At 75.6% G+C, this 26,770-nt stretch carries 27 protein-coding genes; 13 read left to right on the forward strand and 14 right to left on the reverse strand.

The genetic code is table 11. The features are described 5' to 3' along the window. Positions 1 to 92: 92 nt before the first annotated feature. Positions 93 to 389 carry a hypothetical protein gene (locus AC230_RS05260; RefSeq protein ID WP_049714712.1) on the reverse strand — a complete coding sequence of 99 codons (297 nt, stop codon included), beginning with the start codon at positions 387 to 389 and terminating at the stop codon, positions 93 to 95. A gap of 121 nt (positions 390 to 510) precedes the next feature. Here AC230_RS05260 and AC230_RS05265 point away from each other — a divergent pair, with 121 nt between their 5' ends. After that, entirely contained in the window at positions 511 to 879 is a 369-nt protein-coding gene (locus AC230_RS05265) for an ArsC/Spx/MgsR family protein (protein WP_049714713.1), read from the forward strand. A 53-nt stretch (positions 880 to 932) separates the two neighbouring features. Here the strand turns inward: AC230_RS05265 and AC230_RS05270 are convergent, their stop codons facing one another. Then, on the reverse strand, positions 933 to 2,132 hold the full coding sequence (locus tag AC230_RS05270; RefSeq protein WP_049714714.1) for a flavin-dependent oxidoreductase: 1,200 nt from the start codon (positions 2,130 to 2,132) through the stop codon (positions 933 to 935). A gap of 116 nt (positions 2,133 to 2,248) precedes the next feature. Here AC230_RS05270 and AC230_RS05275 point away from each other — a divergent pair, with 116 nt between their 5' ends. Continuing rightward, positions 2,249 to 3,133, forward strand: coding sequence for a LysR family transcriptional regulator (locus AC230_RS05275; protein WP_049714715.1), 885 nt, complete (start codon positions 2,249 to 2,251; stop codon positions 3,131 to 3,133). An 80-nt stretch (positions 3,134 to 3,213) separates the two neighbouring features. Beyond that, complete coding sequence (locus AC230_RS05280; RefSeq protein WP_241833081.1) at positions 3,214 to 4,158, forward strand: alpha/beta hydrolase; 945 nt, start codon at positions 3,214 to 3,216, stop codon at positions 4,156 to 4,158. 28 nt (positions 4,159 to 4,186) lie between these two features. On the opposite strand, the gene AC230_RS33440 is transcribed toward AC230_RS05280, so the two are convergent. Both AC230_RS33440 and AC230_RS33445 read right to left on the reverse strand, forming a co-directional pair. Then, complete coding sequence (locus AC230_RS33440; protein ID WP_241833082.1) at positions 4,187 to 5,497, reverse strand: sensor histidine kinase; 1,311 nt, start codon at positions 5,495 to 5,497, stop codon at positions 4,187 to 4,189. Further along, positions 5,494 to 6,237, reverse strand: coding sequence for a hypothetical protein (locus AC230_RS33445; RefSeq protein WP_241833083.1), 744 nt, complete (start codon positions 6,235 to 6,237; stop codon positions 5,494 to 5,496). Before AC230_RS33445 ends, AC230_RS33440 begins: the two co-directional genes overlap by 4 nt. Positions 6,238 to 6,479: 242 nt before the next feature. On the opposite strand from AC230_RS33445, the gene AC230_RS05295 reads away from it, so the two are divergent. Next, positions 6,480 to 6,803 carry a UBP-type zinc finger domain-containing protein gene (locus tag AC230_RS05295; protein WP_049714717.1) on the forward strand — a complete coding sequence of 108 codons (324 nt, stop codon included), beginning with the start codon at positions 6,480 to 6,482 and terminating at the stop codon, positions 6,801 to 6,803. A 19-nt stretch (positions 6,804 to 6,822) separates the two neighbouring features. Here AC230_RS05295 and AC230_RS05300 read toward each other — a convergent pair whose 3' ends face one another. Next, positions 6,823 to 7,278, reverse strand: a complete 456-nt coding sequence (locus AC230_RS05300) for an Lrp/AsnC family transcriptional regulator (RefSeq protein WP_049714718.1) — start codon at positions 7,276 to 7,278, stop codon at positions 6,823 to 6,825. Between the two features lie 141 nt (positions 7,279 to 7,419). Between AC230_RS05300 and AC230_RS05305 the strand changes: the two genes are divergently transcribed. The 3 genes from AC230_RS05305 to AC230_RS05315 are packed head-to-tail and all read left to right on the forward strand — an operon-like array spanning position 7,420 to position 11,370. Then, a complete protein-coding gene (locus AC230_RS05305) occupies positions 7,420 to 8,415 on the forward strand; it encodes an asparaginase (protein WP_049714719.1) in 996 nt (331 codons plus the stop codon). Positions 8,416 to 8,453: 38 nt separating this feature from the next. Beyond that, positions 8,454 to 9,902: an aspartate ammonia-lyase gene (aspA, locus tag AC230_RS05310; protein WP_049714720.1), complete on the forward strand. Its 1,449-nt coding sequence runs from the start codon at positions 8,454 to 8,456 to the stop codon at positions 9,900 to 9,902. A 49-nt stretch (positions 9,903 to 9,951) separates the two neighbouring features. Then, positions 9,952 to 11,370, forward strand: coding sequence for an NAD-dependent malic enzyme (locus AC230_RS05315; RefSeq protein WP_049714721.1), 1,419 nt, complete (start codon positions 9,952 to 9,954; stop codon positions 11,368 to 11,370). A gap of 12 nt (positions 11,371 to 11,382) precedes the next feature. On the opposite strand, the gene AC230_RS05320 is transcribed toward AC230_RS05315, so the two are convergent. After that, on the reverse strand, positions 11,383 to 11,859 hold the full coding sequence (locus AC230_RS05320; RefSeq protein ID WP_241833084.1) for a hypothetical protein: 477 nt from the start codon (positions 11,857 to 11,859) through the stop codon (positions 11,383 to 11,385). A 168-nt stretch (positions 11,860 to 12,027) separates the two neighbouring features. On the opposite strand from AC230_RS05320, the gene AC230_RS05325 reads away from it, so the two are divergent. Further along, the gene (locus AC230_RS05325; protein WP_049714723.1) at positions 12,028 to 12,393 is read left to right on the forward strand and encodes a DUF488 domain-containing protein; all 366 of its coding nucleotides are present in this window, start codon (positions 12,028 to 12,030) and stop codon (positions 12,391 to 12,393) included. On the opposite strand, the gene AC230_RS05330 is transcribed toward AC230_RS05325, so the two are convergent. After that, positions 12,394 to 13,941 (reverse strand): N,N-dimethylformamidase beta subunit family domain-containing protein, encoded by a 1,548-nt coding sequence (locus AC230_RS05330; protein ID WP_078870959.1) that lies wholly within the window; start codon positions 13,939 to 13,941, stop codon positions 12,394 to 12,396. 206 nt (positions 13,942 to 14,147) lie between these two features. On the opposite strand from AC230_RS05330, the gene AC230_RS05335 reads away from it, so the two are divergent. Further along, the gene (locus tag AC230_RS05335) at positions 14,148 to 14,339 is read left to right on the forward strand and encodes a DinB family protein (RefSeq protein WP_049714724.1); all 192 of its coding nucleotides are present in this window, start codon (positions 14,148 to 14,150) and stop codon (positions 14,337 to 14,339) included. A gap of 33 nt (positions 14,340 to 14,372) precedes the next feature. Here AC230_RS05335 and AC230_RS05340 read toward each other — a convergent pair whose 3' ends face one another. Beyond that, entirely contained in the window at positions 14,373 to 15,317 is a 945-nt protein-coding gene (locus AC230_RS05340; protein ID WP_049714725.1) for a beta-ketoacyl-ACP synthase III, read from the reverse strand. Between the two features lie 94 nt (positions 15,318 to 15,411). Between AC230_RS05340 and AC230_RS05345 the strand changes: the two genes are divergently transcribed. Together AC230_RS05345 and AC230_RS05350 are read left to right on the forward strand one after the other, a co-directional pair. Beyond that, on the forward strand, positions 15,412 to 16,038 hold the full coding sequence (locus tag AC230_RS05345; RefSeq protein ID WP_049714726.1) for a TetR/AcrR family transcriptional regulator: 627 nt from the start codon (positions 15,412 to 15,414) through the stop codon (positions 16,036 to 16,038). A 119-nt stretch (positions 16,039 to 16,157) separates the two neighbouring features. Continuing rightward, entirely contained in the window at positions 16,158 to 16,610 is a 453-nt protein-coding gene (locus AC230_RS05350) for an iron chaperone (RefSeq protein WP_049714727.1), read from the forward strand. Positions 16,611 to 16,625: 15 nt separating this feature from the next. Here the strand turns inward: AC230_RS05350 and AC230_RS05355 are convergent, their stop codons facing one another. The 3 genes from AC230_RS05355 to AC230_RS05365 form a co-directional block, all read right to left on the reverse strand. Continuing rightward, the gene (locus AC230_RS05355; RefSeq protein WP_157868513.1) at positions 16,626 to 17,492 is read right to left on the reverse strand and encodes a PLL family lectin; all 867 of its coding nucleotides are present in this window, start codon (positions 17,490 to 17,492) and stop codon (positions 16,626 to 16,628) included. Positions 17,493 to 17,792: 300 nt separating this feature from the next. After that, positions 17,793 to 18,374: a TetR/AcrR family transcriptional regulator gene (locus AC230_RS05360; RefSeq protein ID WP_049714729.1), complete on the reverse strand. Its 582-nt coding sequence runs from the start codon at positions 18,372 to 18,374 to the stop codon at positions 17,793 to 17,795. Continuing rightward, positions 18,371 to 19,438, reverse strand: a complete 1,068-nt coding sequence (locus AC230_RS05365) for a saccharopine dehydrogenase family protein (RefSeq protein ID WP_198535418.1) — start codon at positions 19,436 to 19,438, stop codon at positions 18,371 to 18,373. Before AC230_RS05365 ends, AC230_RS05360 begins: the two co-directional genes overlap by 4 nt. A gap of 432 nt (positions 19,439 to 19,870) precedes the next feature. On the opposite strand from AC230_RS05365, the gene AC230_RS05370 reads away from it, so the two are divergent. After that, the gene (locus AC230_RS05370; protein WP_049714730.1) at positions 19,871 to 21,511 is read left to right on the forward strand and encodes an ABC-F family ATP-binding cassette domain-containing protein; all 1,641 of its coding nucleotides are present in this window, start codon (positions 19,871 to 19,873) and stop codon (positions 21,509 to 21,511) included. Between the two features lie 55 nt (positions 21,512 to 21,566). Further along, the gene (locus AC230_RS05375) at positions 21,567 to 22,652 is read left to right on the forward strand and encodes a polyprenyl synthetase family protein (protein ID WP_049714731.1); all 1,086 of its coding nucleotides are present in this window, start codon (positions 21,567 to 21,569) and stop codon (positions 22,650 to 22,652) included. Positions 22,653 to 22,733: 81 nt separating this feature from the next. Here the strand turns inward: AC230_RS05375 and AC230_RS05380 are convergent, their stop codons facing one another. From AC230_RS05380 to AC230_RS05390, 3 genes are all read right to left on the reverse strand, one after another. Further along, positions 22,734 to 24,140, reverse strand: coding sequence for an erythromycin esterase family protein (locus tag AC230_RS05380; RefSeq protein WP_049714732.1), 1,407 nt, complete (start codon positions 24,138 to 24,140; stop codon positions 22,734 to 22,736). Between the two features lie 303 nt (positions 24,141 to 24,443). After that, on the reverse strand, positions 24,444 to 25,784 hold the full coding sequence (locus tag AC230_RS05385) for a carboxylesterase/lipase family protein (protein WP_049714733.1): 1,341 nt from the start codon (positions 25,782 to 25,784) through the stop codon (positions 24,444 to 24,446). A 117-nt stretch (positions 25,785 to 25,901) separates the two neighbouring features. After that, on the reverse strand, positions 25,902 to 26,750 hold the full coding sequence (locus tag AC230_RS05390) for a DUF4328 domain-containing protein (protein WP_241833085.1): 849 nt from the start codon (positions 26,748 to 26,750) through the stop codon (positions 25,902 to 25,904). Positions 26,751 to 26,770 lie beyond the last annotated feature (20 nt).

The following is a 26,770-nucleotide window of genomic DNA, read 5'->3' on the forward strand; positions in this document are numbered from 1 at the left end:
CGCGCGGGCCATTAACGCCCCCCCGGGAAACGGCGAAGGGGCGGGGCGGGGCCGACGGCTCCCCGCTCCCGCCCCGCCCGCCCGCGCCGCGGTCAGTGGCGGACCCCCCGGGCCGGCGCCTCCGCCAGGAGGAGCGAACGCACCATCCGGCACGTGGTGTTCGACGGCGTGCGCACGCCGATCCGCTCGGCGGTGCGCCGTATGCGGCGGTTGGTGGCCTGCTCCGGCCGGTAGGCGCCGCTGTGCAGCAGGGCGATGGCCAGGCGCATGGCCTTCAGCCGGCGGTTGTGCGACTCGTACCAGTCGCGCGGGTGGCCCGCGGGCAGCCGCTTCTTCGGCAGGGTCGGAAGGGCGGGGAGATCGGGGAGCGGGGTGGCTGCTGCGGTCATCGGCGTCCTCCTGCTGAGGGGTCGGTGCGACCTCTTCACTACCCCTCGATTTTACTGCCGGGCACTGACAATCGCCCCAGCTCAGGAGGGATTTGACCGGCCCTGCCGGTACGGTGGGGGGATGGAGATCTGGATCAACCCCGCCTGCTCGAAGTGCCGCTCGGCGATCGGCCTGCTCGACGCCGAGGGCGCTGGCTACACCGTCCGCCGCTACCTGGAGGACGTGCCCGACGAGGCCGACATCCGCACCGTCCTCGCCCGCCTCGGCCTGGAACCCTGGGACATCACCCGCACCCGGGAACCCGAGGCCGAGGAACTCGGCCTGAACACCTGGCCCCGCGACACCACCGCCCGCGACCGCTGGATCACCGCCCTCGCCCACCACCCCCGCCTCATCCAACGCCCCATCATCACGGCCGACGACGGCACGGCCGTGGTGGGCCGCACGGAGGAGGCGGTACGCGAGGCCCTGGCCCGCTCGCGGCGCTGAACAGGGCGGCGGGGCGGCCCGGCCCGGGACCGCTCCGCCGCCCTGCGCCGCGGCTACCGCACCGGCGTCAGCGACTCCCGCGCGTTGAGGTGGTCCACCTCCGCGCCCGTCTCGCGGCGGTAGGCATCGGTGATGCGGCCGAAGTCCTGGCGGGCCAGGCGGGCCCGTTCGGCGGCCTTGTTCATGTTGCGGTTGGCCAGGACGACCTTGCCGGTGGCCTCGACGCGGGCGGTCTCGTAGGCGGCGAGGCCGTCCTCGACGCGGTCGGCGCGGGCCAGTTCGGAGGCCAGGGTGCGGCCGTCGAGGACGGACTGGGAGGCGCCGTTGGCGCCCACCGGCCACATGGGGTGGGCGGCGTCGCCGAGCAGGGTCACCCGGCCGCGGCCCCAGGAGGTCAGCGGCTCGCGGTCGGCCATCGGGTACTCCAGGAGCACCTCGCTGCCGGACAGCATCTCGGGCACGTTCAGGTATCCCAGGTCCCAGTCCCGGTAGTGGGGGAGGAGCTCCTCCAGGCGGCCGGGGCGGTTCCAGCCCGCCTCCTCCTCGACGAGGGGGCCGGGCTCGGACATCCGGATCAGGCACACCCAGTTGATGTGCCGGGGGCTGATCGGATAGGCGATCATCTCGACGCCCCGGTGGCGGACGATGACCATCGAGCGGCCGGTGAGGAAGGGCTTCATCTCCGTGACGCCGCGCCACATGCGGATGCCGGAGTACAGCAGGGGCCCCTCGTCGGGGTGCAGCTTGGCGCGGACCACCGAGTGGATGCCGTCCGCGCCGATGAGGGCCGGCGCCTCGACGGTCTCGGTACGGCCCGTCTCCCGGTCGGACAGCTCCGCCCGCACCGCGTCCCCGGTGTCGGTGAAGTCCTCCAGCCGCACGCCGGTGCGGACCGCGTCCGGGCCCAGCCGGTCGCGGACGGCGTCGAGGAGCAGCATCTGCAGCTTGCCCCGGTGGATCGAGTACTGCGGCCACTTGTAGCCCTGCGCCAGGCCGCGCGGCTCGGTGTAGATCTCGTTGCCGTGCCGGTCCGCGTAGACGTTCTCGAGCGTGGCCACGCCGATGCGGGCCAGTTCGTCGCCGAGCCCGAGCTCGATCAACTCGCGGGCGGCGTGCGGCAGGAGGTTGATGCCGACGCCGAGCGGACGGATCTCCCGCACGTTCTCCACCACGCGCGCCTCGATGCCCGCGGCGTGCAGGCTCAGGGCGGCGGTCAGGCCGCCGATGCCTCCACCGGCGATGAGTACGGTCATGGGGAACTCCTCTGCTCTGGGTGGTTGTTCCGGGGGGCGCTGCGCTGTACCCACCCTCGTCCACCAGCGGCAAGAAGTCCAAGACATGACAAGTCTGGCTGCTAGCATCGCCGGTTATGGAACTGCGCCAGCTCGAGTACTTCGTGACGGTCGCCGAGGAGCGGAACTTCACGCGCGCCGCCGAGAAGGTGCGGGTCGCGCAGCCCGGCGTGAGCGCGCAGATCCGCAAGCTGGAGCGCGAGCTGGGGCAGGAGCTCCTCGACCGCTCCGGCCGCCGTGTCGGGCTCACCGAGGTGGGCGCCGCGTTCCTGCCGCACGCCCGTGCCGCCCTCGCCGCCGTCGAGCGCGCCCGGCTCGTCGTCGACGAACTGGCCGGGCTCGTCCGCGGCCACGTCGCCGTCGGCACCGTCACCTCGCACAGCGCCGAACTCCCCGCTCTGCTCACGGGTTTCCACCGCGACCACCCGGCCGTCGAGATCACCCTCGCCGAGGACACCACCGACCAGCTCGTCGAGGGCCTGCGCACCGGCCGCTTCGACGCGGCCATCATCAGCGTCGGCGCCGGCGCCCCGGCCGGCCTGGAGCTGCACATGATCGAGGACCAGCCGGTCGTGGCCGCCGTCGCCCACGACCACGAGCTGGCCGCCCGTTCCGCCATCCCCCTCGACGCCCTCCGCGGACGCCCGCTGATCAGCATGCCGCGCGGCACCGGCCTGCGCGCCCGCCTCGACGAGGCCTGCGCCGCGGCCGGCTTCCGGCCGCACATCGCCTTCGAGGCGGGCGACCCCGGCGTCCTCGCCCAGCTCGCCGCCCACGGACTGGGGGCCGCCCTCCTGCCCCGAGCGTTCGCCGAGGAACGCGCCGACACCCTGCGCGTCCTGACCATCGACCCGCCCGAACTCCGCGGCCGCCTGGCCCTGGCCTGGCGCTCCGGCGGCCCCCACGGCCCGGCCGGCCGCGCCCTGGTCGCCCGCGCCCGCGAGGAACTGCGCCGCGTCTGACGGCCCGCGCGCCGCAAGGAAGTGGCCAATATTGCCCGGACGGGGGGACGCCCGGGCGGGTGCTGCCGGATGATCCCGTCATGACGATGGCAACCACGGGGCAGGACGTGGTCGGGGAAACCCGGGCGTTCAACGCGAGGATGGCCCGCATCCTCGGCCGCTTCCCCCCGCTCCACAAGATCGACGACGTGGCCCTCGCCCGCTCCGCCGACGGCCCCTGGGCGACGCCGCCGCGCCTGCCCGAGGGCCGCGACCGCACGGTGCCGGGCCGCGCCGGCGACGTCCCCGTACGGGTCTTCACGCCGCCCGAGGTGACGGGCGTGTATCTCTTCCTGCACTCCGGGGGCCGCGTCGTCGGCTCGGCCGCGTACCAGGACCAGCAGCTGTGGGACCTGGCCCGCGGGGCACGCGTCGCCGTGGTCAGCGCCGACTACCGGCTGGCCCCGGAGAACCCCCACCCCGCCGCCCCCGACGACTGCGAGGACGTGGCCCGCTGGCTCGTCGGCACCGCCCGCCGCGCGTTCGGCACCGACCGCCTCGTGATCGGCGGGGAGTCGTCCGGCGCCGAACTCGCCGTCCGCACCCTGCTGCGCCTGCGCGACACCGACGGCTCCCACCGCGCCTTCCGCGGCGCGTACCTGGCCTACGGCTTCTACGACATGTCCCTGACGCCCAGCGCCCGTTCGTTCGGCGAGGACGGCCCGCTCGTCACCACGCCGGTCATCCGCTGGCTGATGGACCGGGCGTTCCCCGGCATGTCCCCCGAGGAGCTGCGCGACCCCTCCATCTCGCCCCTCTACGCGGACCTCCACGACCTTCCGCCGGCCCGCTTCGTCGTCGGCACCCGCGACCCGGTCCTCGACGACACGCTCTTCATGGCCGCCCGGTGGTCCGCCGCGGGCAACGCGACGGACCTGGAGGTCGTGGTGGAGGCCGTGCACGGCTTCACGATGTTCCCCATCGAGGTCGGCGCACGCGAACTGGCCCGCGGCCGTGAGTTCGTGGCCCGCTGCGTGCTCGGCTGACCACCGGCGCCGGCGCGCCGGCGCGGGGTCAGTCCGGGGCCGGGGAGCCCTCCTCCCCGGCGCCCTCTTCGCCCGCGCCGCCCGTGGCGCGCGGCAGCGTGAGCGTGCTGACCGCGCCCCCGTCCGGGGCGTTGGAGAACGCCAGGTGCGCGCCGATGGTCCGGGCCTGGCCGAGGGCGATGGTCAGGCCGAGGCCGTGGCCCCGGTGGCCCGCGGCCGGTTCGGTGCGGAAGCGCTGGGGGCCGTGCTCCAGCAGGTGGGCGGGGTAGCCGGGGCCGTGGTCGCGGACGGTGATGACGGGACCGTCCACGGTCAGGGTGACCGGCGGCCGGCCGTGGCGGTGGGCGTTGAGCAGCAGATTGCCCAGCACCCGTTCCAGGCGCCGCCGGTCGGTGTCCACGCACGCGTCCCGCAGGACGACGACGTCCGCCTCCTGACCGGGGACGCGCGCGGCGCTGCGGGCCAGCGGGCCGAGGACGTGCGAGTCGAGGTCCGCCCGCTCCGTCGCCGAGTCGAGCCGGGATATCTCCAGCAGGTCGTCGGTGAGCCGGCACAGGTGGTGCACCCGGTCGCGCACCAGCTCGGTCGGCCGTCCCGGCGGCAGCAGGTCGGCGGAGGCGCGCAGCCCCGCGAGCGGGGTGCGCAGCTCGTGGGCGACGTCGGCGGTGAACCGCTGCTCGCTGCGCAGCCGTTCGTGCAGGGCGGAGGCCATGGCGTCCAGCGCGGCGGCCACGTCCGCGACCTCGTCGCGGCCGCGCGCGGCGTCCGCGGCCGCGTCCGCCGTCCCGGGGTCGGGGGCCGTGAGGTCGCCGGTGCTGATGCGGCGGGCCACCGCGGCCGTCCGGCGCAGCCGGCGCGTGACGCGCGAGACCGCGACCGAACCGGCCAGCAGGACGCAGGCGATGGCCACGCCCGCGGAGATGACCATGGCGTGGTCCAGGCCCCGGAGGGTCTCGGCGCCCTGGCCGTAGTCGGCGCGGGCGGTCAGCACGGTGCCGTCCGCCGGGCGCGCCGCCCACATCACCGGCCGCCCCCGGAACGTGCCGAGCATGGTGCCGCGTTCGCCGCGCAGCGCCATCTCCCGCAGCGGGCGCGGGAGTTCGGGCGGGTCGAGGCGGCCGCAGGGCGGCAGTGGATCGCCCGCCGTGTAGGCGTCGGCGGTGTCGTCCAGCCGGGCCAGCGCGGCGGAGCGGGCCTGGCGCACGGTCTGGTCCCCGACGTCGGCGTGGACGAGGACGCCGATCACGACGGCGACGGTGCAGCAGGCCGCGGTGAGCAGGAGGGCGAACTTGGCGTGCAGGGTCCCCGTCCAGGCCCGCAGCCTCCGCAGCGCGGTCACGCGGTGTCCCGCGGCGCGGTGCCCTCGGGCGCGGCGCCCGGCGCGGCGCCGCTCTTCGCGGGCGGCGAGGCGGAGCCGCCCCGCACGCGGCGGTACTCCTGCGACTGGAACTCCATGGTCTTCTGCGCCGCGTCCCACGAGTACACCGTGCGCTGCCGGTAGTCGGGGGTGGCGGTGTCCTCCCAGAGGATCAGGTCGCGCCCGGCGACCTGGACGGACTGGACGGCGGCGGGATACGCCAGCACCCGGACCGGCTTGCCCCCGCGCAGGGTGTAGGCGCGCAGCGAGGTGGAGCCGTCCTCCATGTCGATGCCGATGATCAGTTCGTCCCGGCCGTCGCCGGTGAGGTCGTGGTACTCGGGGGGACGCACGGGGCAGCCGGGCCCGAGGGCGGTGCAGCGCGCGAGCTTGTCGCGGGTCGTCCCGTCCAGCGCCTCCGGCCCGTCGGGGACGGCGGGCCCGGCGGCGACGTCGGCCTTGACGGTGGCCAGCGGGTCCGCGGCCCGTATCCCGTCCGCCGCGGGGCCGGGCCGCCCGGCGCCCTGCCCGGCGGCCCACAGCGTCCGGGGCGCGGCGACCGTCGGCGCGCGCCCGGCGCTCACCGGCTCCGAGCCCCCGGCGCAGCCCGTCAGCGGCAGCAGCACGGCCGCACCGGCGGTCGCGAGCAGGGCACGGCGGCGGGAGGGCCGTGCGGGGCGCGGGTGCTGGGCGCGAGGGGGCTCGCTGTGGGAAGTCGGCATGAGGGAAAGGGTGTTGCGGCCGCCCGTGACGGGTGTCCGTGGACGGTTGTCCGCGGGGCCGGGCCGGCCGGGGTGGCGCGGGTGCCGGGAGCACGCCGTCGGGCGTGCGGGACGTCGGAGCACCGTGCGGCGGCGGACGGTACCCCCTCTCCCTTTTATCACACCGCGGTGACGGCCCCGTCCGTCCGGCCGTCCGCCGCCCCGCCGGGCGCGGCCGCCGCGGACGTCCTACGCTCGGAACCATGCCGACCGCCTACGTGATCGCCGGTCCCGACGGCACCCCCACCGACGAGGGCTGCCGGCACGCCGCCGAGGTCCGGGACGTCACCCCCGGCACCACCGAGGGCTGCGAGGACTGCCTGCGGGAGGGCACCCGCTGGGTGCACCTGCGCATGTGCCTCACCTGCGGCCACGTCGGGTGCTGCGACAGCTCCCCGCGCCGCCACGCCCGCGCGCACTGGCGCGGCACGGACCACCCGGTGATGGCCTCCCGGGAGCCCGGCGAGGACTGGGCCTGGTGCTTCCCGGAGGAGACGCTCCTCCTGCCCAGGGCGCCCGGGGCCTGAGGCCCGAGGCCGGGGGCCCTCAGCCGTCGACCGGCAGCCCCTTCGGCTCCTTGATCCGCTTCATGATGATCTGCGAGTTCACCTCGGTGACGCCGGAGAGCGTGGTGAGGCGCTCGATCCACAGCCGCTCGTACGAGCCGAGGTCCGCGACGGCGATCCGCAGCAGGCAGCCGGGGCTGCCGAAGAGCCGGTACGCCTCGACGACGTCCGGGATCTCCTGGAGCGCCGCCTCGAACTCCTCGACGGCCCGCCGGTCGCGCCTGACCTCCACGGAGACGAGGACCTCGAAGCCGCGCCCGACCGCCTCGGGGTCGATGACCGCCCGGTAGCCCCGGATGACCCCGTCCTGTTCGAGCTGGCGCACCCGGCGCATGCACGGCGAGGCCGTGAGGCCCACCCGCTGGGCGAGCTCCTGGATGGTCAGGCGGCCGTCCTCCTGGAGCTCGCGCAAGATATTCCTGTCGATCTGGTCCACGGCGCGATTATCCGCCACGGTCGCCGGGATTTCCCGCCGGAATCGGCAAACCGATTGCGCGCGATTCGTTCTACAGTTCCCCCCGTCCGGTCGGGCATCACCGGACGAAGCAGGCAAGCAGCGGGCAGAAGGAGCGCGTACGTGGGACAGGTCGTCGTCATCAGCACCGGCGGGACCATAGCCAGCCGCTGGCAGGGCTCGGGCTACGCCGCCGACGCCGCGGGCGGGGACGTCCTCGCCACGGCCGCCGTCCCCGAGGGCGTGACCGTACGGGTCGTCGACCTGATGAGCGTCAACAGCGCCCGCATCACCACCGCCCACCAGATCGCCCTCCTGCGCACCGTGCGCGAGGTGCTCGCCGACCCCGCCGTCGACGGCGTCGTCGTCACCCACGGCACGGACACCCTGGAGGAGTCCGCCTTCTTCGTCGACCTGCACCACGACGACCCCCGCCCGGTCGTCTTCACCGGCGCCCAGCGCCCGCTGGAGGACCCGGAGGGCGACGGCCCGCGCAACCTCCACGACGCCCTGTTGACCGCCGCCACCGTGCGCGGCCTCGGCGTCCTCGTCGTCTTCGACGGCCGGGCGCACGCCGCGCGCGGCACGGTCAAGGTCCAGACGCTGGCCGCCGACGCGTTCGCCGACCCCTCCGGCGAGCCCGTCGCGGACGTGAGCGCCGACGGCGTCGTCGTCCACCGCCGCCCCGAGCGCCCCGCGCCACTGCCCGTGCCCGCCGCCACCGGCCCGCTGCCCCGCGTCGACGTCGTCATGCACCACTGCGACGCGGACCCGGTGCTCTTCGAGGCGGCCGTCGCGGCGGGCGCCCAGGGCATCGTCCTGGTCGCCACCGGCGCGGGCAACGCCACCCCCGAGATCTGCGCCGCCGTCGAGGCGGCCGTCGCCCGCGGCGTCCTCGTCGCCCTGACCACGCGCGTCCCCACCGGACCGGTCGCCGAGATCTACACCCACGGCGGGGCCGTCGACCTCGCGGCCGCCGGCGCGGTGCTCACCGGCACCCTGCGCGCCGGCCAGGCCCGGATCGCCGTGCTCTCCGCGGCCCTGGCCGCCACCGACCCGGCCGGCCGCGCCGAGGCGCTGCGCCACGCGCTCGCCGCCCCGGTGCCCGCCACCGCCTGACCCCCGACCACCGCCCCCCACGCACCGATCGGATTCCGATGCCGGCCTCCGCCCCCGCCCCCGACCCCCTCACCACCGCCGGGACCCGCTCCGAGCACGACCTCCTCGGCGACCGCGACGTCCCCGCCGCCGCCTACTACGGCGTCCACACCCTGCGGGCCGTCGAGAACTTCCCCATCACCGGCACCCCGATCTCCGCCCACCCCGACCTCGTCACCGCCCTCGCCGCCGTCAAGCAGGCCGCCGCACAGGCCAACCGGGACCTCGGCCTGCTGGACGCGGCCAAGGCCGACGCCATCGTCGCGGCCTGCGAGGAGATACGCGCCGGGCGGCTGCACGACCAGTTCGTCGTGGACGTCGTCCAGGGCGGCGCCGGCACCTCCACCAACATGAACGCCAACGAGGTCGTCGCCAACCGGGCGTTGGAGCTCCTCGGCCACGCCAAGGGCGACTACCGCCACCTCCACCCGCTGGAGGACGTCAACGCCGGCCAGAGCACCAACGACGTCTACCCCACCGCCGTCCGGCTCTCGCTGCACCTCGCCGCCGCCCGCCTGCTGGACGCCATGGCGGTGCTGCGCGACGCGTTCGCCGCGAAGGCCGGGGAGTTCGCGGACGTCCTCAAGATGGGCCGCACCCAGCTCCAGGACGCCGTGCCGATGACGCTCGGCCAGGAATTCGCCGCCTACGCCGTCATGCTGGACGAGGACCGCGCCCGCCTCGACGAGGCGACCGCCCTGCTGCGCGAGATCAACCTCGGCGGCACCGCCATCGGCACCGGCCTCAACGCCCACCCCCGGTACGCCGCGACCGCCTGCGGACACCTCGGCAGGATCACCGGCATCCCCTTCACCGTCGCCGGCGACCTCGTCGAGGCCACCCAGGACATGGGCGCGTTCGTCCAGCTCTCCGGCGTCCTCAAGCGGATCGCCGTCAAGCTCTCCAAGACCTGCAACGACCTGCGGCTGCTCTCCTGCGGCCCGCGCGCCGGCCTCGCCGAGATCAACCTGCCGCCCGTACAGGCCGGTTCGAGCATCATGCCGGGCAAGGTCAACCCGGTGATCCCCGAGGTCGTCAACCAGATCGCCTACGAGGTCATCGGCAACGACGTGACCGTCACCATGGCCGCCGAGTCCGGACAGCTCCAGCTCAACGCCTTCGAACCGGTCATCGCGCACAGCCTGCTCAAGAGCCTCGCCCACCTGCGGGCCGGCTGCCTGACGCTCGCCGAGCGCTGCGTCGGCGGCATCACCGCCAACCGCGAGCACCTGGCCCGGCTCGTCGGCCAGTCCATCGGCCTGGCCACCGCGCTCAACCCGCACATCGGCTACGAACAGGCCACCGCCGTCGCCCAGGAGGCCCTCACCACGGGCGCCTCGGTGCACGACCTCGTCCTGGCCAAGGGCCTGCTCACCCCCGAGCGGCTCCAGGAGATCCTCCACCCGGACAACCTGGCCCGCCCGCACGCCCGGGCCGCCGCGGTCTGACCCCCTCCAACTCCCCCCCTCAGAAGCACAAGAAGGAAGTACCACCCCGATGGCACCGGCGCCCAGCGTCTCGTACTCGATGACCGTCCGACTGGAGGTCCCCGCCGGCGGGACAGCCGTCAGCCAGCTCACCACGGCCGTGGAGTCGTCCGGCGGATCGGTGACCGGCCTGGACGTCACCGCGTCCGGTCATGAGCGGCTGCGTATCGACGTGACGGTCGCCGCGACGTCGACGGCCCATGCGGACGAGATCGTGGAGAAGCTGCGTGGTATCGAGGGTGTGGTGGTCGGGAAGGTGTCCGACCGTACGTTCCTGATGCACCTGGGTGGCAAGATCGAGATGGCGTCGAAGCATCCGATCCGCAACCGTGACGATCTGTCGATGGTGTACACGCCGGGGGTGGCGCGGGTGTGCATGGCGATCGCGGAGAATCCGGAGGACGCGCGCCGGCTGACGGTCAAGCGGAACGCGGTGGCCGTGGTGACGGACGGGTCGGCGGTGCTGGGTCTGGGGAACATCGGGCCGAAGGCGGCGCTGCCGGTGATGGAGGGCAAGGCGGCCCTGTTCAAGCGGTTCGCGGGGATCGACGCGTGGCCGATCTGTCTGGACACGCAGGACACGGACGCGATCGTGGAGATCGTCAGGGCCATCGCGCCGGGGTTCGCGGGGATCAATCTCGAGGACATCTCGGCGCCGCGCTGCTTCGAGATCGAGGCGCGGCTGCGTGAGGCGCTGGACATCCCGGTCTTCCACGACGACCAGCACGGTACGGCGATCGTGGTGCTGGCCGCGCTCACCAACGCGCTGCGGGTGGTGGACAAGGGGATCGGTGACGTACGGGTCGTCATGTCGGGTGCGGGCGCGGCGGGTACGGCGATTTTGAAGCTGCTGCTGGCGGCGGGGGTCAAGCACGCGGTGGTGGCCGACATCCACGGGGTCGTCCACGCGGGGCGCGAGGACCTGGTGGGTGCGGATCCGCAGTCGGCGCTGCGCTGGATCGCGGACAACACCAATCCGGAGGGGGTGACGGGGACGTTGAAGGAGGCCGTGCGGGGCGCGGATGTCTTCATCGGTGTGTCGGCGCCGAATGTGCTGGGTGAGGCGGATGTGGCGGCGATGGCGGAGGGGGCGATCGTCTTCGCGCTGGCGAATCCGGATCCGGAGGTGGATCCGGCGGTGGCGCGGCGGACGGCGGCGGTGGTGGCGACGGGGCGTTCGGATTTCCCGAACCAGATCAACAACGTGCTGGTGTTCCCGGGTGTCTTCCGGGGGTTGCTGGACGCGCAGTCGCGGACGGTGAACACGGAGATGATGCTGGCGGCGGCGGAGGCGCTGGCCGACGTGGTCACCGAGGACGAGCTCAACGCCAACTACATCGTCCCCAGCGTCTTCAACGAGAAGGCGACCCAGGCCGTGGCCTCGGCGGTCAAGCGGGCGGCGCTGGCGCAGCGGGACGCGGCGGCCTGAGGCCCCGGGCCGTCACGGATCCTCGTCCTCCGCCGGCTCCGGCAGCATCCCGCTCGCCCGGGCGATGCCCTCCGTCTCGGCCAGGTCCTGGGAGCGCTGCTTCTGCACCGCGTCGACCTTGTCGCGCATGGCCCGCAGCTTGGCGCTGTCGCGGGCGACGTCCGGAGGGACGAGGGACATGACGCCCTTGGCGTGCTCGCCGTCGCCGAGGCGGGCGACGACGTGGTCGGCGCGGTCCTCGTGGCCGGGCACCTGGGCGCCGATCAGGCCCATGACGACGAGGAGTTCGTGCTGCACCTCCTGGGTGAACAGCTCGCGCTCCTCGTCGTCCATCCTCAGCCGTATGGTGCCGCCGCCGGCCTCGGCCCACATGCGCAGGACCTCGGTGAGCAGGTCGTACTGCGCGCGCGGCATACGGGCCCGGAGCGCTTCCAGATACACCGCGAGGCGCATCCGGGCCAGGTCGCCGGGGTCCTCGCCGTCGGTCATGCCCTTCTCCCTCCGCGTCCGCCCGGGTCTCTGGTTCCCTTTCCACTCGGGCGGGCGGGGAACCGTCGGGCCCCGGGCGGGTTCGCGGCGGCGGCCCGCGGGGCCGGGCGGGCGCCCGGGACGGCCCGTAAAATCGGACCGGGGGCGCATCCCAGGGAGGAGCACGCCATGACCGTCGCCTGCCGCAGGGTGTACGAGAAGAGCTCCGCCTCCGACGGCGCCCGCGTCCTCGTCGACCGTGTCTGGCCGCGCGGCATCCGCAAGGAGGACGCGCACCTCGACGAGTGGCTGCGGGACGTCGCGCCGTCCACGGAGCTGCGCCGCTGGTACGGCCACCGGCCGGACCGCTTCCCCGAGTTCCGCCGCCGCTACCTGGACGAACTCCGCGAGCCCGGACGCCGCCGGGCGGTGGACCATCTGCGCGAACTGGCCACCGGCCAGGACCTCACGCTGCTCACCGCCACCAAGGACGTCGAGCACAGCCAGGCGGCGGTGCTGGTGGAGCGGCTCTCCGGGCGGTCGTCGCGCGGCTGATCACCACAGGTCCCGGCCGGACCAGACGGGGTCGCCCTCGTACGGACGGTGGGCGTCCAGGTTGTCCGCGGCCGGACGGGACCGCCCCGCCGGTCCGGCGGCGAAGACACGGAAGAGGCTGGCGGTGACCCGGCCGGTGAAGCGGGCCGTGTCCGGCGGGATGCCGTGGCCGCCGTCGCCGGTGAGCGACTCCACCCAGCGCATCGTGCCGGTGTTGAACACCCCCGCCCCGCCGGGCGTCGTGTAGTACGCCGAGTCCGCGTAGCTGCGCACGCCCCGGCACACCAGCCGCGAGTGCGCGACGACCTCGATCGGCCGGGGCGTCGTCGCGCCGCCGTTCACCCGGTCGTACTCGGTGCCCACCAGATTGCGGAACGCCGTTCCGCGCCGGACGCCGGTGCCCTCGAACAGCCAGTGGTCCGGCTCCGTCACGACGTAGTCGGCGGTGGCCGGGTTGGCCTCGTAGAGGGTGCCGGTGAGGGAGTGCTCGGGGTCGGGGTGCGGGGGCGCCCGCCAGTCGGTGGTGACGGCGGCGTCGTCCCTGCCGTACAGCGGGTCGCGGGCCGCGTCCGTCTTGTAGCAGACCACCAGCCGGCGGTCGCCGCCCGCGGAGTTCTCCAGGCGGATCCGGCGGAAGCAGGCGTTCGCCCCGAGGAACGCCACGTTGGTGCCCGCGTCGCGGGCGGCGGTGACGGCCCGGCGCAGGGCGGGCGTCCAGTACTCGTCGTGGCCGAGGGAGACGACGCCGTGGGCGCCGCGCAGGATGTCCGGTTCGCGGTCGATGTCCATGGTGGTCAGGTAGGCCAGCGGCAGGCCCAGCCGCTCGGCCAGGGCGACGGCCGGCTGCTCGTACGTGGTGAACAGCGGCGCGCCGTCGCCGTCGTACGGCCGGTCGCAACTGACCGCCAGCGAGCGGGCGGTGTAGTCGCCCTTGCCGCCGGGGCCGTGGTAGAGGCTGTGGCCGCCCCAGGTGTTGTACGCCTGCCAGGTGGCCACCGCGTTGACCAGGACGAGCCGTCCGGCGGTCGTGCGCGAGCGGACGGTGAGGGGCACGTACCGCTGGGCGCCGGAGTCGGCGGTCAGGCGTATCAGGTACGCGCCCTCCGGCCAGCCGAGGGTGGACACCTCCAGCGACGGGGGCCAGCCGGCGGCGACGGTACGGGTGGGGCCCGTGGCCGGGGCGACCGGCCGCGGGCCGCCGGGTATCCGCCCGGAGGCCCAGACCAGGCGCGCCTGCGCCCCGCCGTACCAGCCCATCCGGAACGCCTCGGCCCGGAAGCCCCCGGCGGTCGTGGAGACGTGCAGGCGGAACGCCTCTCCGGGCCGTACGGCCGGGCGGTCCGCGTACCCCTCGACCGCGCGGTCGCCGCCGCGCCGTCGCAGTCCCCAATCGCGGTCGCCGGGGCGCTCGTTCTCCGCGGCGACGGTGGGCGCCGGGCCCGCGGGCGTCCGGCCCCCGCCCGCCGTGCAGCCGGCGACGAGCGCGCCCGCTCCCGCCCCGGCGGCGGTGCCGAGGAAGTGGCGGCGGTTCATGGCGGGGCCGGTCATGGCCCTCCCATTACCGGGCGCCGGGGGCGGGGGCGGCAACCGCGGGGGAGCGGGGCTGGGCCGTCCGGGTGACGGCGGCGGGCGGGTCCGCGGACGGCGGCGCGCCGGGGGCCGGGGCGCAAGGGGCGTGCGGCGGGGCCCCGTTGTCAGTGGTGCCTGCGACACTCGGCCGTGTCCGGTCCCGTCCCGCCCGAGGGAGGAAGACGATGACGAACGTGCCCGGTCCCCGCCGGCTCGTCGCCGCGGCGGCGTTCCTGGACGGCACGGGGATGCGCCGGCCGGCCGGTGAGCCGATATCCCTGCGCAGGGTCATCGCCGACATGGTCGCGGAGTACGCCCGGCGCAACGGGCCCGCGGATCCGCGCGGGGAGGGCCTCGACGGCGCCGCCGGCGGGTGACCGGGCCGCCCCTTCCCGCGGCGTCGCGCGTCCTCAGGGGCAGGTGACGACCTGGCCCGCCCAGGAGAGGCCGCCGCCGAAGGAGAGCAGCAGCACCGGGCCGCCGGAGGGGAGTTCGCCGCGCTCGGTGAGCTTGGCCAGGGCGAGGGGGACGGACGCGGCGGAGGTGTTGCCCGAGTCCACGACGTCCTGGGCGACCACCACGCCCTCCGGCAGGTCGAGTTGGCGCGCGACGGACTCGATGATGCGCAGGTTGGCCTGGTGGGTGACGACGCCCGCGAGGCCGGCCGGGGCGAGGCCGGCGCGGCGGCACGCCTCGCGGGCGACGGCGGGGAGTTCGCCCGTGGCCCAGCGGAAGACGGTCTGGCCCTCCTGGGCGAAGTGCGGGTGCCAGTCGTCGACGAGGCGGACGGCGTCGGCGCGGGTGGGGTCGGAGCCCCAGACGACGGGGCCGATCCCCTCCTCGTCGGCGGCGCTGACGACGGCGGCCCCGGCCCCGTCGCCCAGGAGGACGCAGGTGCTGCGGTCGGTCCAGTCGGTGACGGCGGACATCTTCTCGGCGCCGATGACCAGGGCGTGGCGGGCCGCGCCCGCGCGGACGGAGTGGTCGGCGGAGGCCAGGGCGGTGCAGAAGCCCGCGCAGCCGTTGTTGAGGTCGTAGGCCACGGCGGAGGGGATGCCGAGGCGCCCGGCGACCTGGGCGGCGGTCGAGGGGCAGCGGTCCACGGCCGTGCAGGTCGCCACGGTCACCAGGCCGATCTCGGACGGGTCCAGGCCGGAGGCGGCGAGCGCCTTGGCCGCCGCGGCGGCCGCCATGTCGGCGACCGATTCGGTGTCGGCGGCGATGCGGCGCGTGGCGATGCCGGTCCGGCGGCGGATCCATGCGTCGCTGGTGTCGACCATGCCCGCCAGGTCGTCGTTGGTCAGGACGCGCGACGGCTGGTAGTGGCCCAGGGCGGTGATGCGGGAACCCGGCACGGTCGGTCTCCTCGTTCGCGAGTGGTTCGGTGGCGGGAATATAGCAACCGACCGGTCGGAAGCTAAATGGGAGGAGGGCGGCTAGGATGGCCGGATGAGCCCCCGCAAGTCCGCCGCCGAAGCCCGCGCCACCCGCCGCCGCATCGTCGAACGCGGCGTCGCGATCGCCTCGGTGGACGGCCTGGAAGGGCTGACCATCGGCCGCCTCGCCACCGACCTCGGCATGAGCAAGGCCGGCGTCCTGGGCCACTTCGGCACCAAGGAGACCCTCCAGCTCGCCGCCCTCGACGAGGCGGCCGCCGTCTTCGTCCGCGCCGTCTGGCGGCCCGCCGAGGACGCGGCGCCCGGCCTGCCCCGGCTGCGTGCCGTCTGCGAGGCGTGGATCGCCTATCTGGAGAGCGAACGCGAGACCTTCCCCGGCGGCTGTCTCTTCGCCACCGCCTCCGTCGAGTTCGACGCGCGCGGCGGCCGGGTCCGCGACGCGGTGGTCCGCCTCGGCCGCCTCTGGCGCCGCCGGCTCGCCGGCGAGATCCGCCTCGCCGTCGCGGCGGGCGACCTGTCCCCGGACACCGACCCCGAGCAGCTGACCTACGAGATCGTCGGCCTCTACCTGGTCCTGAACCAGGACCTCCAGCTCTTCGCCGACCCCCGCGCCCCCGAGCGCACCCGCCGCGCCCTGGCCCGGCTCCTGGCGCCCGGCGCCTCCGCCGCCGTGGCCTGAGGCCCTCCCGGCCGCCGGAGAGCCGTTGTCGGTGGCCCGCGTTATGGTCCTGCCACCGGACCGGAACACCGGCCCGGACCACCGGATCGCACCAGCGGACCTCAACGGGGAGACCTGCCATGAGCAGCAAGGACGGCGACGCCTACGAAGGATTCACGGCCGAGGAGCGGGCCGCGATGAAGGAGCACGCCCAGGAGCTGAAGAAGGCCGCGCGCCGCATGTCGCGCGCCGAGAAGGCGGCCGAGGCCCGGCGGGACGTGCTCGCGAAGATCGCCGAGATGGACGACGCGGACCGGGCCCTGGCCGAGCGCGTCCACGCCGTCGTCACCGCCGCCGCCCCGGCCCTGGAGCCGCGGCTCTGGTACGGGATGCCCGCCTACGCGCTGGGGGGCAAGGTGCTCTGCTTCTTCCAGGGCGCGGGGAAGTTCAAGGCGCGCTACGCGACCCTGGGGTTCAGCGACCTCGCGAAGCTGGACGACGGCCCGATGTGGGCCGCCGCATTCGCACTGACGGAGGTGACACCCGAGGTGGAGGCGCGCATCGCGGAGCTGGTCCGGCGGGCGGTGGGCTGAGCGCGCCTCCGGGCGCTACCTCCTCGGCGCGGACGCCTGGTCGGCCGGTACGGAGGCCGGCGGACGGTGCGCGCCGTCCGCGGCGGCGGTCCGTGGGGCCGGCGCGGCCCCCGCGGTCAGGAGCCGCCACGGGCCCCAGCCGCCGCCGGGCTCCGTCTGCCGGATCTCCCAGGTGCGGTCCCGGTTCCACTCGCGGGCCGTCAGGTGGAGCCGTCCGTCGGGGAGTTGCTCGACGGTGGAGGGCTGGCTCAGGCCCACGTCCGGTTCCGGCACCCGGCCCAGGGAACGCACCGGGCCCCAGCCGGTGTCGGCGTCCTGCTGGTGGCGCACCTCCATCGAGCCGCCGCCGTACGCTCCCGAGGCGAAGGCGTCGATGCCGCCGTCCCGTTCCTTGAACAGCACGACGCCGCCGTGGTAGGGCGTCGGCGCCAGACCGAAGGCGTCCGGCGCGCTCCAGTGGCCCTCGTCGTCCTCGACCGTGTGGCAGAAGACGCCGTAGGCGGAGAAGAGGAGTTCGAGGTCGCCCGCCGAGTTCTCGACCGCCGTGACGGCGTAGCTCTTCGGCCCGACGGTCGCGGCGCTCACCCGCTTCCACGGCCCGAACGCCCCGCCGGGGGCGTCCTGTTCGCGGTGCCAGACGAACGGCAGCCCTCGCGTCGCCGTGGCGTCCTGGAACAGCTGGAACTGGGCGGTCCGGCCGTCCGCGCGGCCCACGGAGACCAGACTGCCGTCCACCGGACGGCTCGCCAGGCCCTCGGCCCCGGGGTCCGTCCCGCACGCCGCCGCCGCTGCCGCGGCCGGTCCGGCCGGTGCGGGCGCGGCCGCCGCCGTGCCGGCCGCCGGGCCCGCTCCGGCGAGCGCCACGGCCAGCGCGCCGCTCACCCACACCCCGGCCGTCCCGCGAACCCCGGAACGTCCCCTCCGTAACCCTCTTCGCCGCGGCTCCATCCGCTCCCCGCCCTTCCGTCCGGTCCCTCCGGTCAGGGAAGTATCTTCCCGGCGCACGAGGCCGACGGCCAGCCCGCAATTCCGGCCAGGCCGGGGGCGATTCACCGTCCGGACCGTACCGGGTGGCGCAGGAGGGGACGGGCCTTGTGCCCCGCCGCGCCCCTCACCCGTCTCACCCGGCCGGGGAGCCCTCCCCCGGGGGGAGCCCCGGCCCCCGAGGGAGGGGGCCGGCGCTCACCCGTCCTGCAGCAGGCGCACCGCCTGCTCGGCGAGGTGCGCGTCCACGGCCCCCGACCGCTTCCCGGCGATCCCCGAGCGCAGCAGGGCGGCGCCTTCGAGCAGGGCCACGAAGGTCTCGGCGCGGGCCCGGCAGAACGCGGCCGTCCGCTCCGGCCGCAGCCGGCGCAGGAACGCCTCGACGTGGCCGACGTACGTGCCGTAGAACGCCCGGACGACCTCGGCGACGTCCTCGTCCCGCGCCGCGAGGGCCCACAACTCGACGTACAGCCGCACCAGTCGGGGGTCCTCCTGCTCGGCCAGGAGGACGGCGACCGCGTCCGCGGCGTCGGCCCGCGGGCCGGTCGCGGCCGCCAGCCGCTCCAGCGAGCGGTCCAGGGCCCGCTCCAGCACGGCCTTGACCAGGTCGGCGCGGGCCGGGAAGTAGTGCTGGAGGTGCCCGATGCGCACGCCCGCCTCGTCGGCGATGGCCCGCAGGGACGCGTCCGCGTGCCCGCGGGCGACGAGCACGGTCTCGGCGGCGTCGAGGAGGCTGGTCCGGCGGGCGTCGCCGCGCCGGGTCAGCCTCGCCCCGCTCATGCGACCGTCACCTCGGCCCCCGCCTTCTCCAGGGCCGTCAGGACGAGGCCGGGCCGCGGCGTCGCCTCGGGGAAGGTCACCCCGGCGGGCGCGGGCGCGCCGTCCTCGCCGAGCACCCGGCGCAGCCCCAACAGGGCGCCGACGGCGGTGAGATGGGCCTGTCCGGCCGGGTCGCGGACGACGGCGGTGCGGTGCTCCCCGGCCGCGCCGCGCCCGCGCACGTCGACGCGGACCAGCGCGGTGCCGCCCTCGCCCGGCGAGTACAGCAGCGACCTGCGCAGCGCCCGGAACCTGTCGCCCCGCCCCCACCGGAAGAAGCCGGTCCGTCCGAGGGCGAGGAGCGCGGTCGTCGAGGCGGTGGCGCTGAAGCCGATGCGGGTGACGGCCGTGTCGACGCCCAGGGCCGCCGGCAGCGTGAACTGCTCGGGGGTGTCGATCCGGGCGACCGTGGTGCGGTGCCCGCCGATCGTGACGCGGCCGGCCCCGCTCAGCGGGGTGACCGGCCGCCGCCGGCCGCCCTCGGTCACCTCGTAGTCCAGCCCCAGGCGGTCCATGAACTCCACGGAGTCCGCGCCCGCCCGGTCCCGCAGGTCGTACCGGACGGCGATCTCCACCGACGACGCCCCGCCCAGGCCGTCGGCCAGCGCGGCCGCGACGAGCGGGCTGACCCCGCCCATCCAGCCGGAGGACAGCAGCACCGGCGCCCTGGGCGGCGTCACGGCCGCGACCGCGAGCGCCCGTTGCAGCCGCGTCGTCCAGCGCGTGATGTCGACGTACGGCACTCCGCCGCGCAGCGCGGCGCGCAGGACCCGGTCGTCGTGGTCGTTCACCGTGCCGACGACGGCCCGGGGCCGTGCGGAGAAGGGCTCCGCGTCGCCCAGGTCCCAGCGCCGTACGTCCGCCCCCAGCTCGTTGGCCAGCGCCCGTCCGCGCCCGGGCGTGCGCCCGGTGAGCAGCAGGGGCCAGGAGGGCGCCGCGAGCCGGGCCAGCTCGGCGCCGACGGTTCCGTAGCCGCCGACGACGAGCACCGGGCCGGCCGGGTCGTACTGAAGATCATCGTCCATGACGGCGAGACTAGGTCACGTGACCTGGAAACTCAATGGCCGCACCCCGGCGAGCAGTTCGCGGACCCGGCGGATCCGGCCGCAGGGCCCGGCGGCCACGAGCGGGGCACGCGCGGGGGGCCCGCCGAAAATCCGTTGCCCCGCCCCGGCGCGCCCCCTACGGTGAACACCGTCCCTGCCGCCGCCGATCGGAGAAGGCCGTTGCTCGTCTGAGGTCCTGAGACACCGCGCCGCGCAGCCGTGCCGCCCTCGCGTGCCGCTGCCCGCGCCCCGTGTGCGACCTCGACGCATCGAGCCGTCCTCCCGCCCCCGGACGGGGATCCCCGGCGATCCCCGCCGCCCCGGCCCGTCGCACCCGCGGTGTCCCTCCGCGCAGTCCCTCCCCCCGCACGTCCCACCCCCGTGCACCCCGCGCGACGGAACGAGGCCCGTATGACCGCCACCACCGCATCCATCACCTGCACCTCCCTCTCCTACGCCTGGGCCGACGGAACACCCGTCTTCGACGGCCTCACCACGGCCTTCGGCCCCGGCCGTTCGGGGATCGTCGGCCTCAACGGGTCGGGAAAGTCCACCCTGCTGAAGCTGATCACCGGCGAACTCGCCCCGGCCGCCGGCAGCGTCCGCGTCACCGGCGAGGTCGGGCACCTCCCGCAGGACGCCGTCCTCGACACCGCGCGCCGCGTCGACGACGTCCTCGGCATCGCCGCCACCCGCGCCGCGCTGCACGCCATCGAGGCGGGCGACGCGCGCGAGGAGCACTTCGCCGCCGTCGGCGACGACTGGGACGTCGAGGAGCGCGCCCGGGCCGTGCTGGACGGGCTGGGCCTGGGCGGCATCGGGCTCGACCGCACCGCCGGCGAGGTGTCCGGCGGCGAATGCGTCCTGCTGCGGCTGGCCGCCCTGCTGCTGCGCCGGCCCGACGTCCTCCTCCTCGACGAACCCACCAACAACCTCGACCTGTACGCGCGCCGCCGCCTCTACGCCGCCGTCGAGGCGTGGAACGGCGTCATGGTCGTCGTCAGCCACGACCGCGAACTCCTGGAGCGCGTGGACCGGATCGCCGAGCTCCGCTCCGGCGACGTCACCTGGTACGGAGGCGGCTACTCCGCCTACGAACAGCAGCTCGCCGCCGAACAGGAGGCGGCCGGACGCCTGGTGCGCGCCGCGGAGTCCGACCTGCGCCGGCAGCAGCGCGAACTGGCCGACGCCCACGTCAAACTGGCCCGCCGCAAGCGCTACGGCCAGAAGATGTGGGACACCAAACGCGAACCCAAGGTCGTCATGGGCGAGCGCAGACGCCAGGCCCAGGTGTCCGCCGGCAAACACCGCCTCCTGCACGAGGAGAGGCTCGCCGAGGCCAGGGAACGGCTCGACGAGGCCGCCGAGGCCCTCCGCGACGACGACGAGATCCGCGTCGACCTGCCGGCCACGGCGGTCCCCCACGGCCGCACCGTCCTCACCCTCTCCGGGCTCCGGCTCGCCCACGGGGCCCGCGTGGACGGCGAGTTCGAGCTCCGCGGACCCGAACGCGTCGCGCTCGTGGGACGCAACGGCGCCGGCAAGACCACGCTCCTGCGCACCATCGCCGGGGAGCTGGCCCCGCCGGCCGGGGAGGCCACGGCCCACGTCCCGCTGCGCTTCCTGCCCCAGCGGCTCGACCTCCTCGACGGGGAACTCTCCGTCGCCGCCAACGTCGCACGCTTCGCACCCGCGACCACCGACAACCACATCAGGGCGGGCCTGGCCCGCTTCCTCTTCAAGGGCGCCCGCGCCGACCTGCCGGCCGCCGGCCTCTCCGGCGGCGAACGCTTCCGCGCCACCCTGGCCGCGCTGCTGCTCGCCGACCCCGCCCCACAGCTCCTCATGCTCGACGAACCCACCAACAACCTCGACACGGCGAGCGTCCGCCGGCTCACCACCGCCCTGGAGTCCTACGAAGGAGCCCTGATCGTCGCCGGTCACGACCTCCGCTTCCTGGAGTCCCTCGGCATCACCCGCTGGCTGCGCCTCGACGGCCGCCTGCGGGAGACGACCGCGGAGGAGGTGCGCGCCGAGGCCGGCGAAGGATGAGCACCCCGCGCCCCCGTACATTGGGGCAGCGCACCGACACCCCGGAAAGGCCCCCATGACCCCCACGGCAGCCGCCGCCACCGAGGAGCGACTCGCCGCCCACCGGCACCGCTTCGACGCCGCCTTCGCCGCGTACTTCACCCGCCTGGCCGCCACGTTCGACACGCCGCCCCACAGCCGCTTCACCCCCCAATGCCTCGACCTCCTGCGGGAGTTGTCGCTGCGGGGCGGCAAGCGGCTGCGCGTCGTCCTGCTGTACGAGGCGGCCCGCCTGGTCACCACGGACGAGAACCCGCCCGGCCTGGCCGAGGCCGCCCTGAGCGTCGAACTGCTCCAGACGCACGGGCTCGTCCACGACGACATCATCGACGACTCGCCCGTCCGCCGCGGCGGCCCCTCGACCCACCACGCCTACCGCCACGCCTTCCCCGGCCACGACCGCACCGCCCTCGGCCTGGCCGTCCTCGCCGGGGACCTCGCCGCCTTCCTGTCCGTCCGCGTCCTGCTCGACGCCGACGCCCCCGCACCGCTGCGGCAGGCCATGCTGGACGTCCAGACCCGCGCGGCCACCGACGCGATCGCCGGCCAGATCCTCGACCTGGAACGGGACTTCCACGACCTGCCCGACGCGGAACTCCTGCACACCGTCACCGAGTACAAGTCCACCCGCTACTCCGTCCTCGCCCCGCTGCGCCTCGGCCTCCTCGCCGCCGGCGAGGACCCCGCGCCCCACGACGCCCGGCTGCGCCGCTACGCCACCCTGACCGGGATCTGCGGACAACTGCGCGACGACCACCTCGACCTCTTCGGCGACGACGACGCCCTCGGCAAGCCGCCGGGCGGCGACCTGCGCGCAGGCCGCCGCACCTACGCCCTCCGCGCCGTCCTGGCCGAGGCCGGCCCCGCGGACCGCGCCGTGGTCGAGGCCGCCCTCGGCGACCCCGGCGCCCCGCCCGAAACCCTCGACCGCGTCAGGGACATCGCCCGCCGCCGGGGCACCGACGCCCGGTTCCGCGCGGACCTGCGCCGGTACGCCGAGCGCGCCGCGGCCGAGGCGGCCGAGTGGGGCGGCTGGTGGCGCGAGGAGGCCGTCGCCTTCTTCACCCACCTGCCGCTGCGCATCGCGAAGGACGTCACCTGACCCTCACCGGCCACCGAACAGCGGCCCGGGGACCGCGGCTCGGCCGCCCGCACCCGGCGCGCCGGGGCCCGACGGGCGGCGTCAGCGCGGCATGTCGGCGCTCACCGAGGTGCCGGGGACGCAGACGATCCCGTCGAACGCCTCCAGGACCGGGATCTCGATGAAGGCCGTGTCCAGCCGGGTGCGCACCGGCTCCGGCAGCCCGTGCCGGCGGGCGAACGCGCGCAGCGCCCGGGCGTCCACCAGGGCCGGCCGGCCGGAGACCTCCGCGAACAGCGCCTCGACGCTGTCCGGCACGGCCTCGGGGGTGGCGGCCCGGCCCCAGCGCATGCCGGCCGGGTGGTCCGGGTCGGGCACGTTCTCCACGGTCTCGCCGCCGTTGCCGGTCAGGGCGATGGGGACGTAGTCGGCGCCGAGGGCCCGGGAGAGCAGGTTGCCCATGGTCGTCACGGCCAGGGGGCCGTCGGCATCGTTGGCGGAGCGCTGGATGTGGGCGTTGTGCCCGACGAGCACGACGCGGGTGTCCGGCGCGGAGCGCTCCAGGAACTCCAGCAGGGTGTCCGCCAGATAGCGTTCCCGGGCGGCGAACCCCGGCCCGTCGGGCGCGCCCGCCAGAGCCTCGGCCATGGCCCGCTGGGCCCGGTCGGTGGTCACCGCCGCGCGGACGTCCGACAGGGCGGTGGCGTACGCGGCGGGCCCGCTCCGGTCGACGTAGACCTCGCGCAGGTCCGTGAAGCGGCCCAGCAGCCGGGCGAGCGCGGTGGTGAGCCGGTCCTGCGCGGCGGGGTCCAGGGTGAGCCGGGCGCGGGCGGGGACCATGACCGTCCCGCCCGCGATCGGCTCGGAGACCTCCAGCGCCGCCTCCACGAAGCGCAGCGCACCGGGATCCACGGCGGCCAAATAGACGGCGACCGGCTCCAGGACCGGCGCGAGCGAGCCGCCCGCCCGGGGGATGTCGCAGCCGACGAAGCGGACGGGCCGGGCGGCCCCGGCGTTGTGGCGGCGCAGCCGGCGCAGGGTGTCCCGGCATTCGACGGGCAGCCCCAGGCCCGGCACGAACGTGCCGCCGGCCGGGCCCGCGGTGGTGCCGGGCGCGAGGAGGCCGTCGATGTCGCCGGGCCCGCCGCGCAGCCAGGCGTCCACGGCGCGGCCCTCGGCGGCCCCGTACTCCATCGCCCAGGCGGTGAAGCCCAGTTCCTCGACGAGGAACCGCAGCATGCGGTGGCGCTGGAGGCCGAACTCGCGGATCTGGTGCGCGTTCTCGCCGAGGGCGACGACGCGGGCGTCGCCGACGAGGTCGCGCAGCGGTTCCAGGCCGGCGTGCGGGGCGTCCGGGTCCGCCCCCGGGCCTAGGGGGGCCAGCCGGGAGGCGTTGCGGGTGACCCAGCGCGTGAGGGCGGCGGGCGCGGCCGTGAGCGCCGGCCCGGCCGGGGGCAGGAGATCGCGCAGATCGCCGGGGGGCGTGGTGGGGTGGTTCCGGTCGTTCATGAGGGTGCTCCGCGAGGTGAGTCGTCGTCGGAGCCGGGCAGCGTCGAGCACCGCACCGGCGGGGAACCGGAGTGCGGCGAAGCCGCCGGACGTGCCGGTCGCAGCTTGCCGCTAGGCGGCGCTGCGGGGCTTGAGGAACCAGCTCTGGGCGGTGCACGCGATCATGCGGCGCAACGTATCAAGGACCGGTGCAGCACGCACCATCTTTTTGTCGCGGGGTCGTCGGCGGGGTCGTCGGTGGGGGTCGCTGTCGGGGACATCGGCGGGGGCGCCGCGAGGACGGGCGGCGGCCCGCCCCCCCCGTCACCCCGCCCCGTGCGCGGCCGTGAGGCCGAAGGCGTGCACGCGCCGCCCGTCCGGCCCGCAAGCCGGCCACGGCGCACGGCCGTTGACGAACGCGGCGACGGATCCGGCGAAGGAGGCGGACAGCGCGCGGTCCGCGGCGGTCACCGCGCCCAGCATCGGCGCGCCGGCGAAGGCGTCGAACGTGCCGAACAGGAACGGCAGATCGGCGCAGTGCGTGGCGCCGAGGGCCGACGGGTCCGGGTCGGGACGGCGGCCGAACCGGTAGACGTACGTCTCGGCGCCCTGCGCGGCCGAGAGGCGCGCGATCTCGTCACCGGCCGCGTTGAACCGCTCGGTCGCGGCCGGGTCGCGGAGCCCGAACGCGGTCGACTCGTCGGTGGTCGCGCCGATCAGCAGGGGGCGCCCGGCCAGCGCGCCGTCCCGCACCGCGTCGAGCGGAGTCCGCGGATGGCCGGCCCCGCCGCGCACGGGCACGAACGACGGCGCGGCCGTTCCCGGGCGCGCGGTGCGCGCGGTCAGCCGGGCGGTGGCGTCCAGCAGCTCCCCGACCGGAACGGCGCGCAACCGCTCCACGTCGCCCGCGCAGTCGAGGGCGTCCAGCAGCTCCCGGGCCGTCGCCTCCGCCTTCTCCGGCTCGCACAGCGGCATCCCGAAGGGGCCCGACTGGGCCAGCACCCGGTGCGCCAGCGGGGCCGTGGCCGGGTCCACGGCCAGCGCGAGCGCCGAGTACGCGCCGGCCGACTGCCCCCCGACGGTGACGCGCGAGGGGTCGCCGCCGAACGCGCCGACGGTCTCGTGCACCCAGCGCAGGGCGGCCGCCTGGTCGCGGGAGCCGAGGTTGTCGGCGCCGTCCTTCGGGAGGTGGAGCCAGCCGAGGGCGCCGACACGGTAGTTGGCGGTGACGACGACGATGTCGCCGAGCGCGGCGAGCCGGGTGCCGTCGTACCAGTCCCAGCCGGCGGAGCCGCCGGCGAAGCCGCCGCCGTGGAACCACAGCAGCACCGGCCGGGCCGGCGCCCCGGCCTCCAGGGCCGCGAGCGGAGTCCACACGTTGACGGTGAGGCAGCCGTCCTCGTCCCCGTCGGGAACGCGCGGGCCCATCACCGACGCCAGCCGCGAGGGCCCCTGCGGTACGGACGGTCCGGCCGCGGAGGCGTCCCGCTCGCCGTCCCACCGGGGATGCGGCCGGGGCGGGGCGAACCTCAGGGCGCCCACGGGCGAGGCCGCGTAGGGGATGCCGCGGAAGGCGGCGACCGTCCCGTTCACGGTCCCGCGCAGCCGTCCCGCCGGGACGGTGGTCACCGGCTCGTTGTCGCGCACCGCACCGCTGTTGGTCATGCCCTCGCGCCTCCGCGTCCTGGAACCGATCTTTGCCCGGTCCATCTTCGGGGGGTGCGGCGCTTCCGGCCAGAGGGGGGTGGGGGCCGGTGGGGGAGCGGGCTCACCGGGGGCGGCTCACCCGAAGGCGGGCGACGGGGCCGGGAGCACGGGGCCCTGGTGTGCCTTCTCGTCCTGGAGGGCGGTCAGCCGGCGGACGAACAGGGCGGCGGCGACGGCGGCCAGGACGTCGACGGCGTCCGAGACGGTCATCGCGACGGCGGCGGCGCGGATCTCCTCCGGGGTCTCGGCCATGAGGTACATGCGGCTGGTCCCGCGGCCCAGGAACAGGGTGGCGATCCACAGGCCCCACCACCAGTTCATGACCGCGCGCGACACCCGGAGCGGCGAGCCGTCCGGCGCGTACGGCAGGCTCGCGGCCCACACGTCGTCGGCCATCCTCTTCGGGAACCACAGGTTGACGACGGGCGTGAGCCACCCCCAGACCGCCCAGCCCCGGCGCATCCGGTGCCCGTCCGGCCGGAACACCTCAGCGTTGATCCGCACCCGCCGGAACCAGACGATGAAGACGACGGCCGTGGCCAGCAGGGCGAGCGACTGCAGGAACCCCGCGACGGCCACGAGCAGATCGGCCCGGTCGGCCTCGCCCTCCTCCAGGGACAGCACGTCGTCCGCCAGCCGGTCCGACACCGAGAACAGATTGCAGTTGGCGACCACGGAGAAGGCGTCGGCGAGCGCGCACACCCCCAGCAGGACCACGGCGGCCCGCGCGAGCCCCCGGGGGGAGGCGAGCCACGCGGGCGGGCCCGGGCGCGGCTGCGCGTACGGCGGCGGAGCCGGGTAACCGGGCGGCACCTGCTGCGCGTACGGCGGCGGGGCCGGGTAACCGGGCGGCACCTGCTGCGCGTACGGCTGCGGCGGCACCGGCGGGGCACTGATGCCGCCTGCCCGGCAGGCGACGCACAACCCCCCTTCCTCCGCGGCCG

Source organism: Streptomyces caatingaensis (genome assembly GCF_001187435.1).
GTDB lineage: Bacteria > Actinomycetota > Actinomycetes > Streptomycetales > Streptomycetaceae > Streptomyces > Streptomyces caatingaensis.

Bases quoted from the DNA above. Each gene is read 5' to 3' on its own strand.
- AC230_RS05260 (WP_049714712.1), bottom strand. From the start codon at position 389: ATGACCGCAGCAGCCACCCCGCTCCCCGATCTCCCCGCCCTTCCGACC.
- AC230_RS05265 (WP_049714713.1), top strand. From the start codon at position 511: ATGGAGATCTGGATCAACCCCGCCTGCTCGAAGTGCCGCTCGGCGATC.
- AC230_RS05270 (WP_049714714.1), bottom strand. From the start codon at position 2,132: ATGACCGTACTCATCGCCGGTGGAGGCATCGGCGGCCTGACCGCCGCC.
- AC230_RS05275 (WP_049714715.1), top strand. From the start codon at position 2,249: ATGGAACTGCGCCAGCTCGAGTACTTCGTGACGGTCGCCGAGGAGCGG.
- AC230_RS05280 (WP_241833081.1), top strand. From the start codon at position 3,214: ATGACGATGGCAACCACGGGGCAGGACGTGGTCGGGGAAACCCGGGCG.
- AC230_RS33445 (WP_241833083.1), bottom strand. From the start codon at position 6,237: ATGCCGACTTCCCACAGCGAGCCCCCTCGCGCCCAGCACCCGCGCCCC.
- AC230_RS05295 (WP_049714717.1), top strand. From the start codon at position 6,480: ATGCCGACCGCCTACGTGATCGCCGGTCCCGACGGCACCCCCACCGAC.
- aspA (WP_049714720.1), top strand. From the start codon at position 8,454: ATGCCGGCCTCCGCCCCCGCCCCCGACCCCCTCACCACCGCCGGGACC.
- AC230_RS05315 (WP_049714721.1), top strand. From the start codon at position 9,952: ATGGCACCGGCGCCCAGCGTCTCGTACTCGATGACCGTCCGACTGGAG.
- AC230_RS05320 (WP_241833084.1), bottom strand. From the start codon at position 11,859: ATGACCGACGGCGAGGACCCCGGCGACCTGGCCCGGATGCGCCTCGCG.
- AC230_RS05325 (WP_049714723.1), top strand. From the start codon at position 12,028: ATGACCGTCGCCTGCCGCAGGGTGTACGAGAAGAGCTCCGCCTCCGAC.
- AC230_RS05330 (WP_078870959.1), bottom strand. From the start codon at position 13,941: ATGACCGGCCCCGCCATGAACCGCCGCCACTTCCTCGGCACCGCCGCC.
- AC230_RS05335 (WP_049714724.1), top strand. From the start codon at position 14,148: ATGACGAACGTGCCCGGTCCCCGCCGGCTCGTCGCCGCGGCGGCGTTC.
- AC230_RS05345 (WP_049714726.1), top strand. From the start codon at position 15,412: ATGAGCCCCCGCAAGTCCGCCGCCGAAGCCCGCGCCACCCGCCGCCGC.
- AC230_RS05350 (WP_049714727.1), top strand. From the start codon at position 16,158: ATGAGCAGCAAGGACGGCGACGCCTACGAAGGATTCACGGCCGAGGAG.
- AC230_RS05360 (WP_049714729.1), bottom strand. From the start codon at position 18,374: ATGAGCGGGGCGAGGCTGACCCGGCGCGGCGACGCCCGCCGGACCAGC.
- AC230_RS05365 (WP_198535418.1), bottom strand. From the start codon at position 19,438: ATGGACGATGATCTTCAGTACGACCCGGCCGGCCCGGTGCTCGTCGTC.
- AC230_RS05370 (WP_049714730.1), top strand. From the start codon at position 19,871: ATGACCGCCACCACCGCATCCATCACCTGCACCTCCCTCTCCTACGCC.
- AC230_RS05375 (WP_049714731.1), top strand. From the start codon at position 21,567: ATGACCCCCACGGCAGCCGCCGCCACCGAGGAGCGACTCGCCGCCCAC.
- AC230_RS05380 (WP_049714732.1), bottom strand. From the start codon at position 24,140: ATGAACGACCGGAACCACCCCACCACGCCCCCCGGCGATCTGCGCGAT.
- AC230_RS05385 (WP_049714733.1), bottom strand. From the start codon at position 25,784: ATGACCAACAGCGGTGCGGTGCGCGACAACGAGCCGGTGACCACCGTC.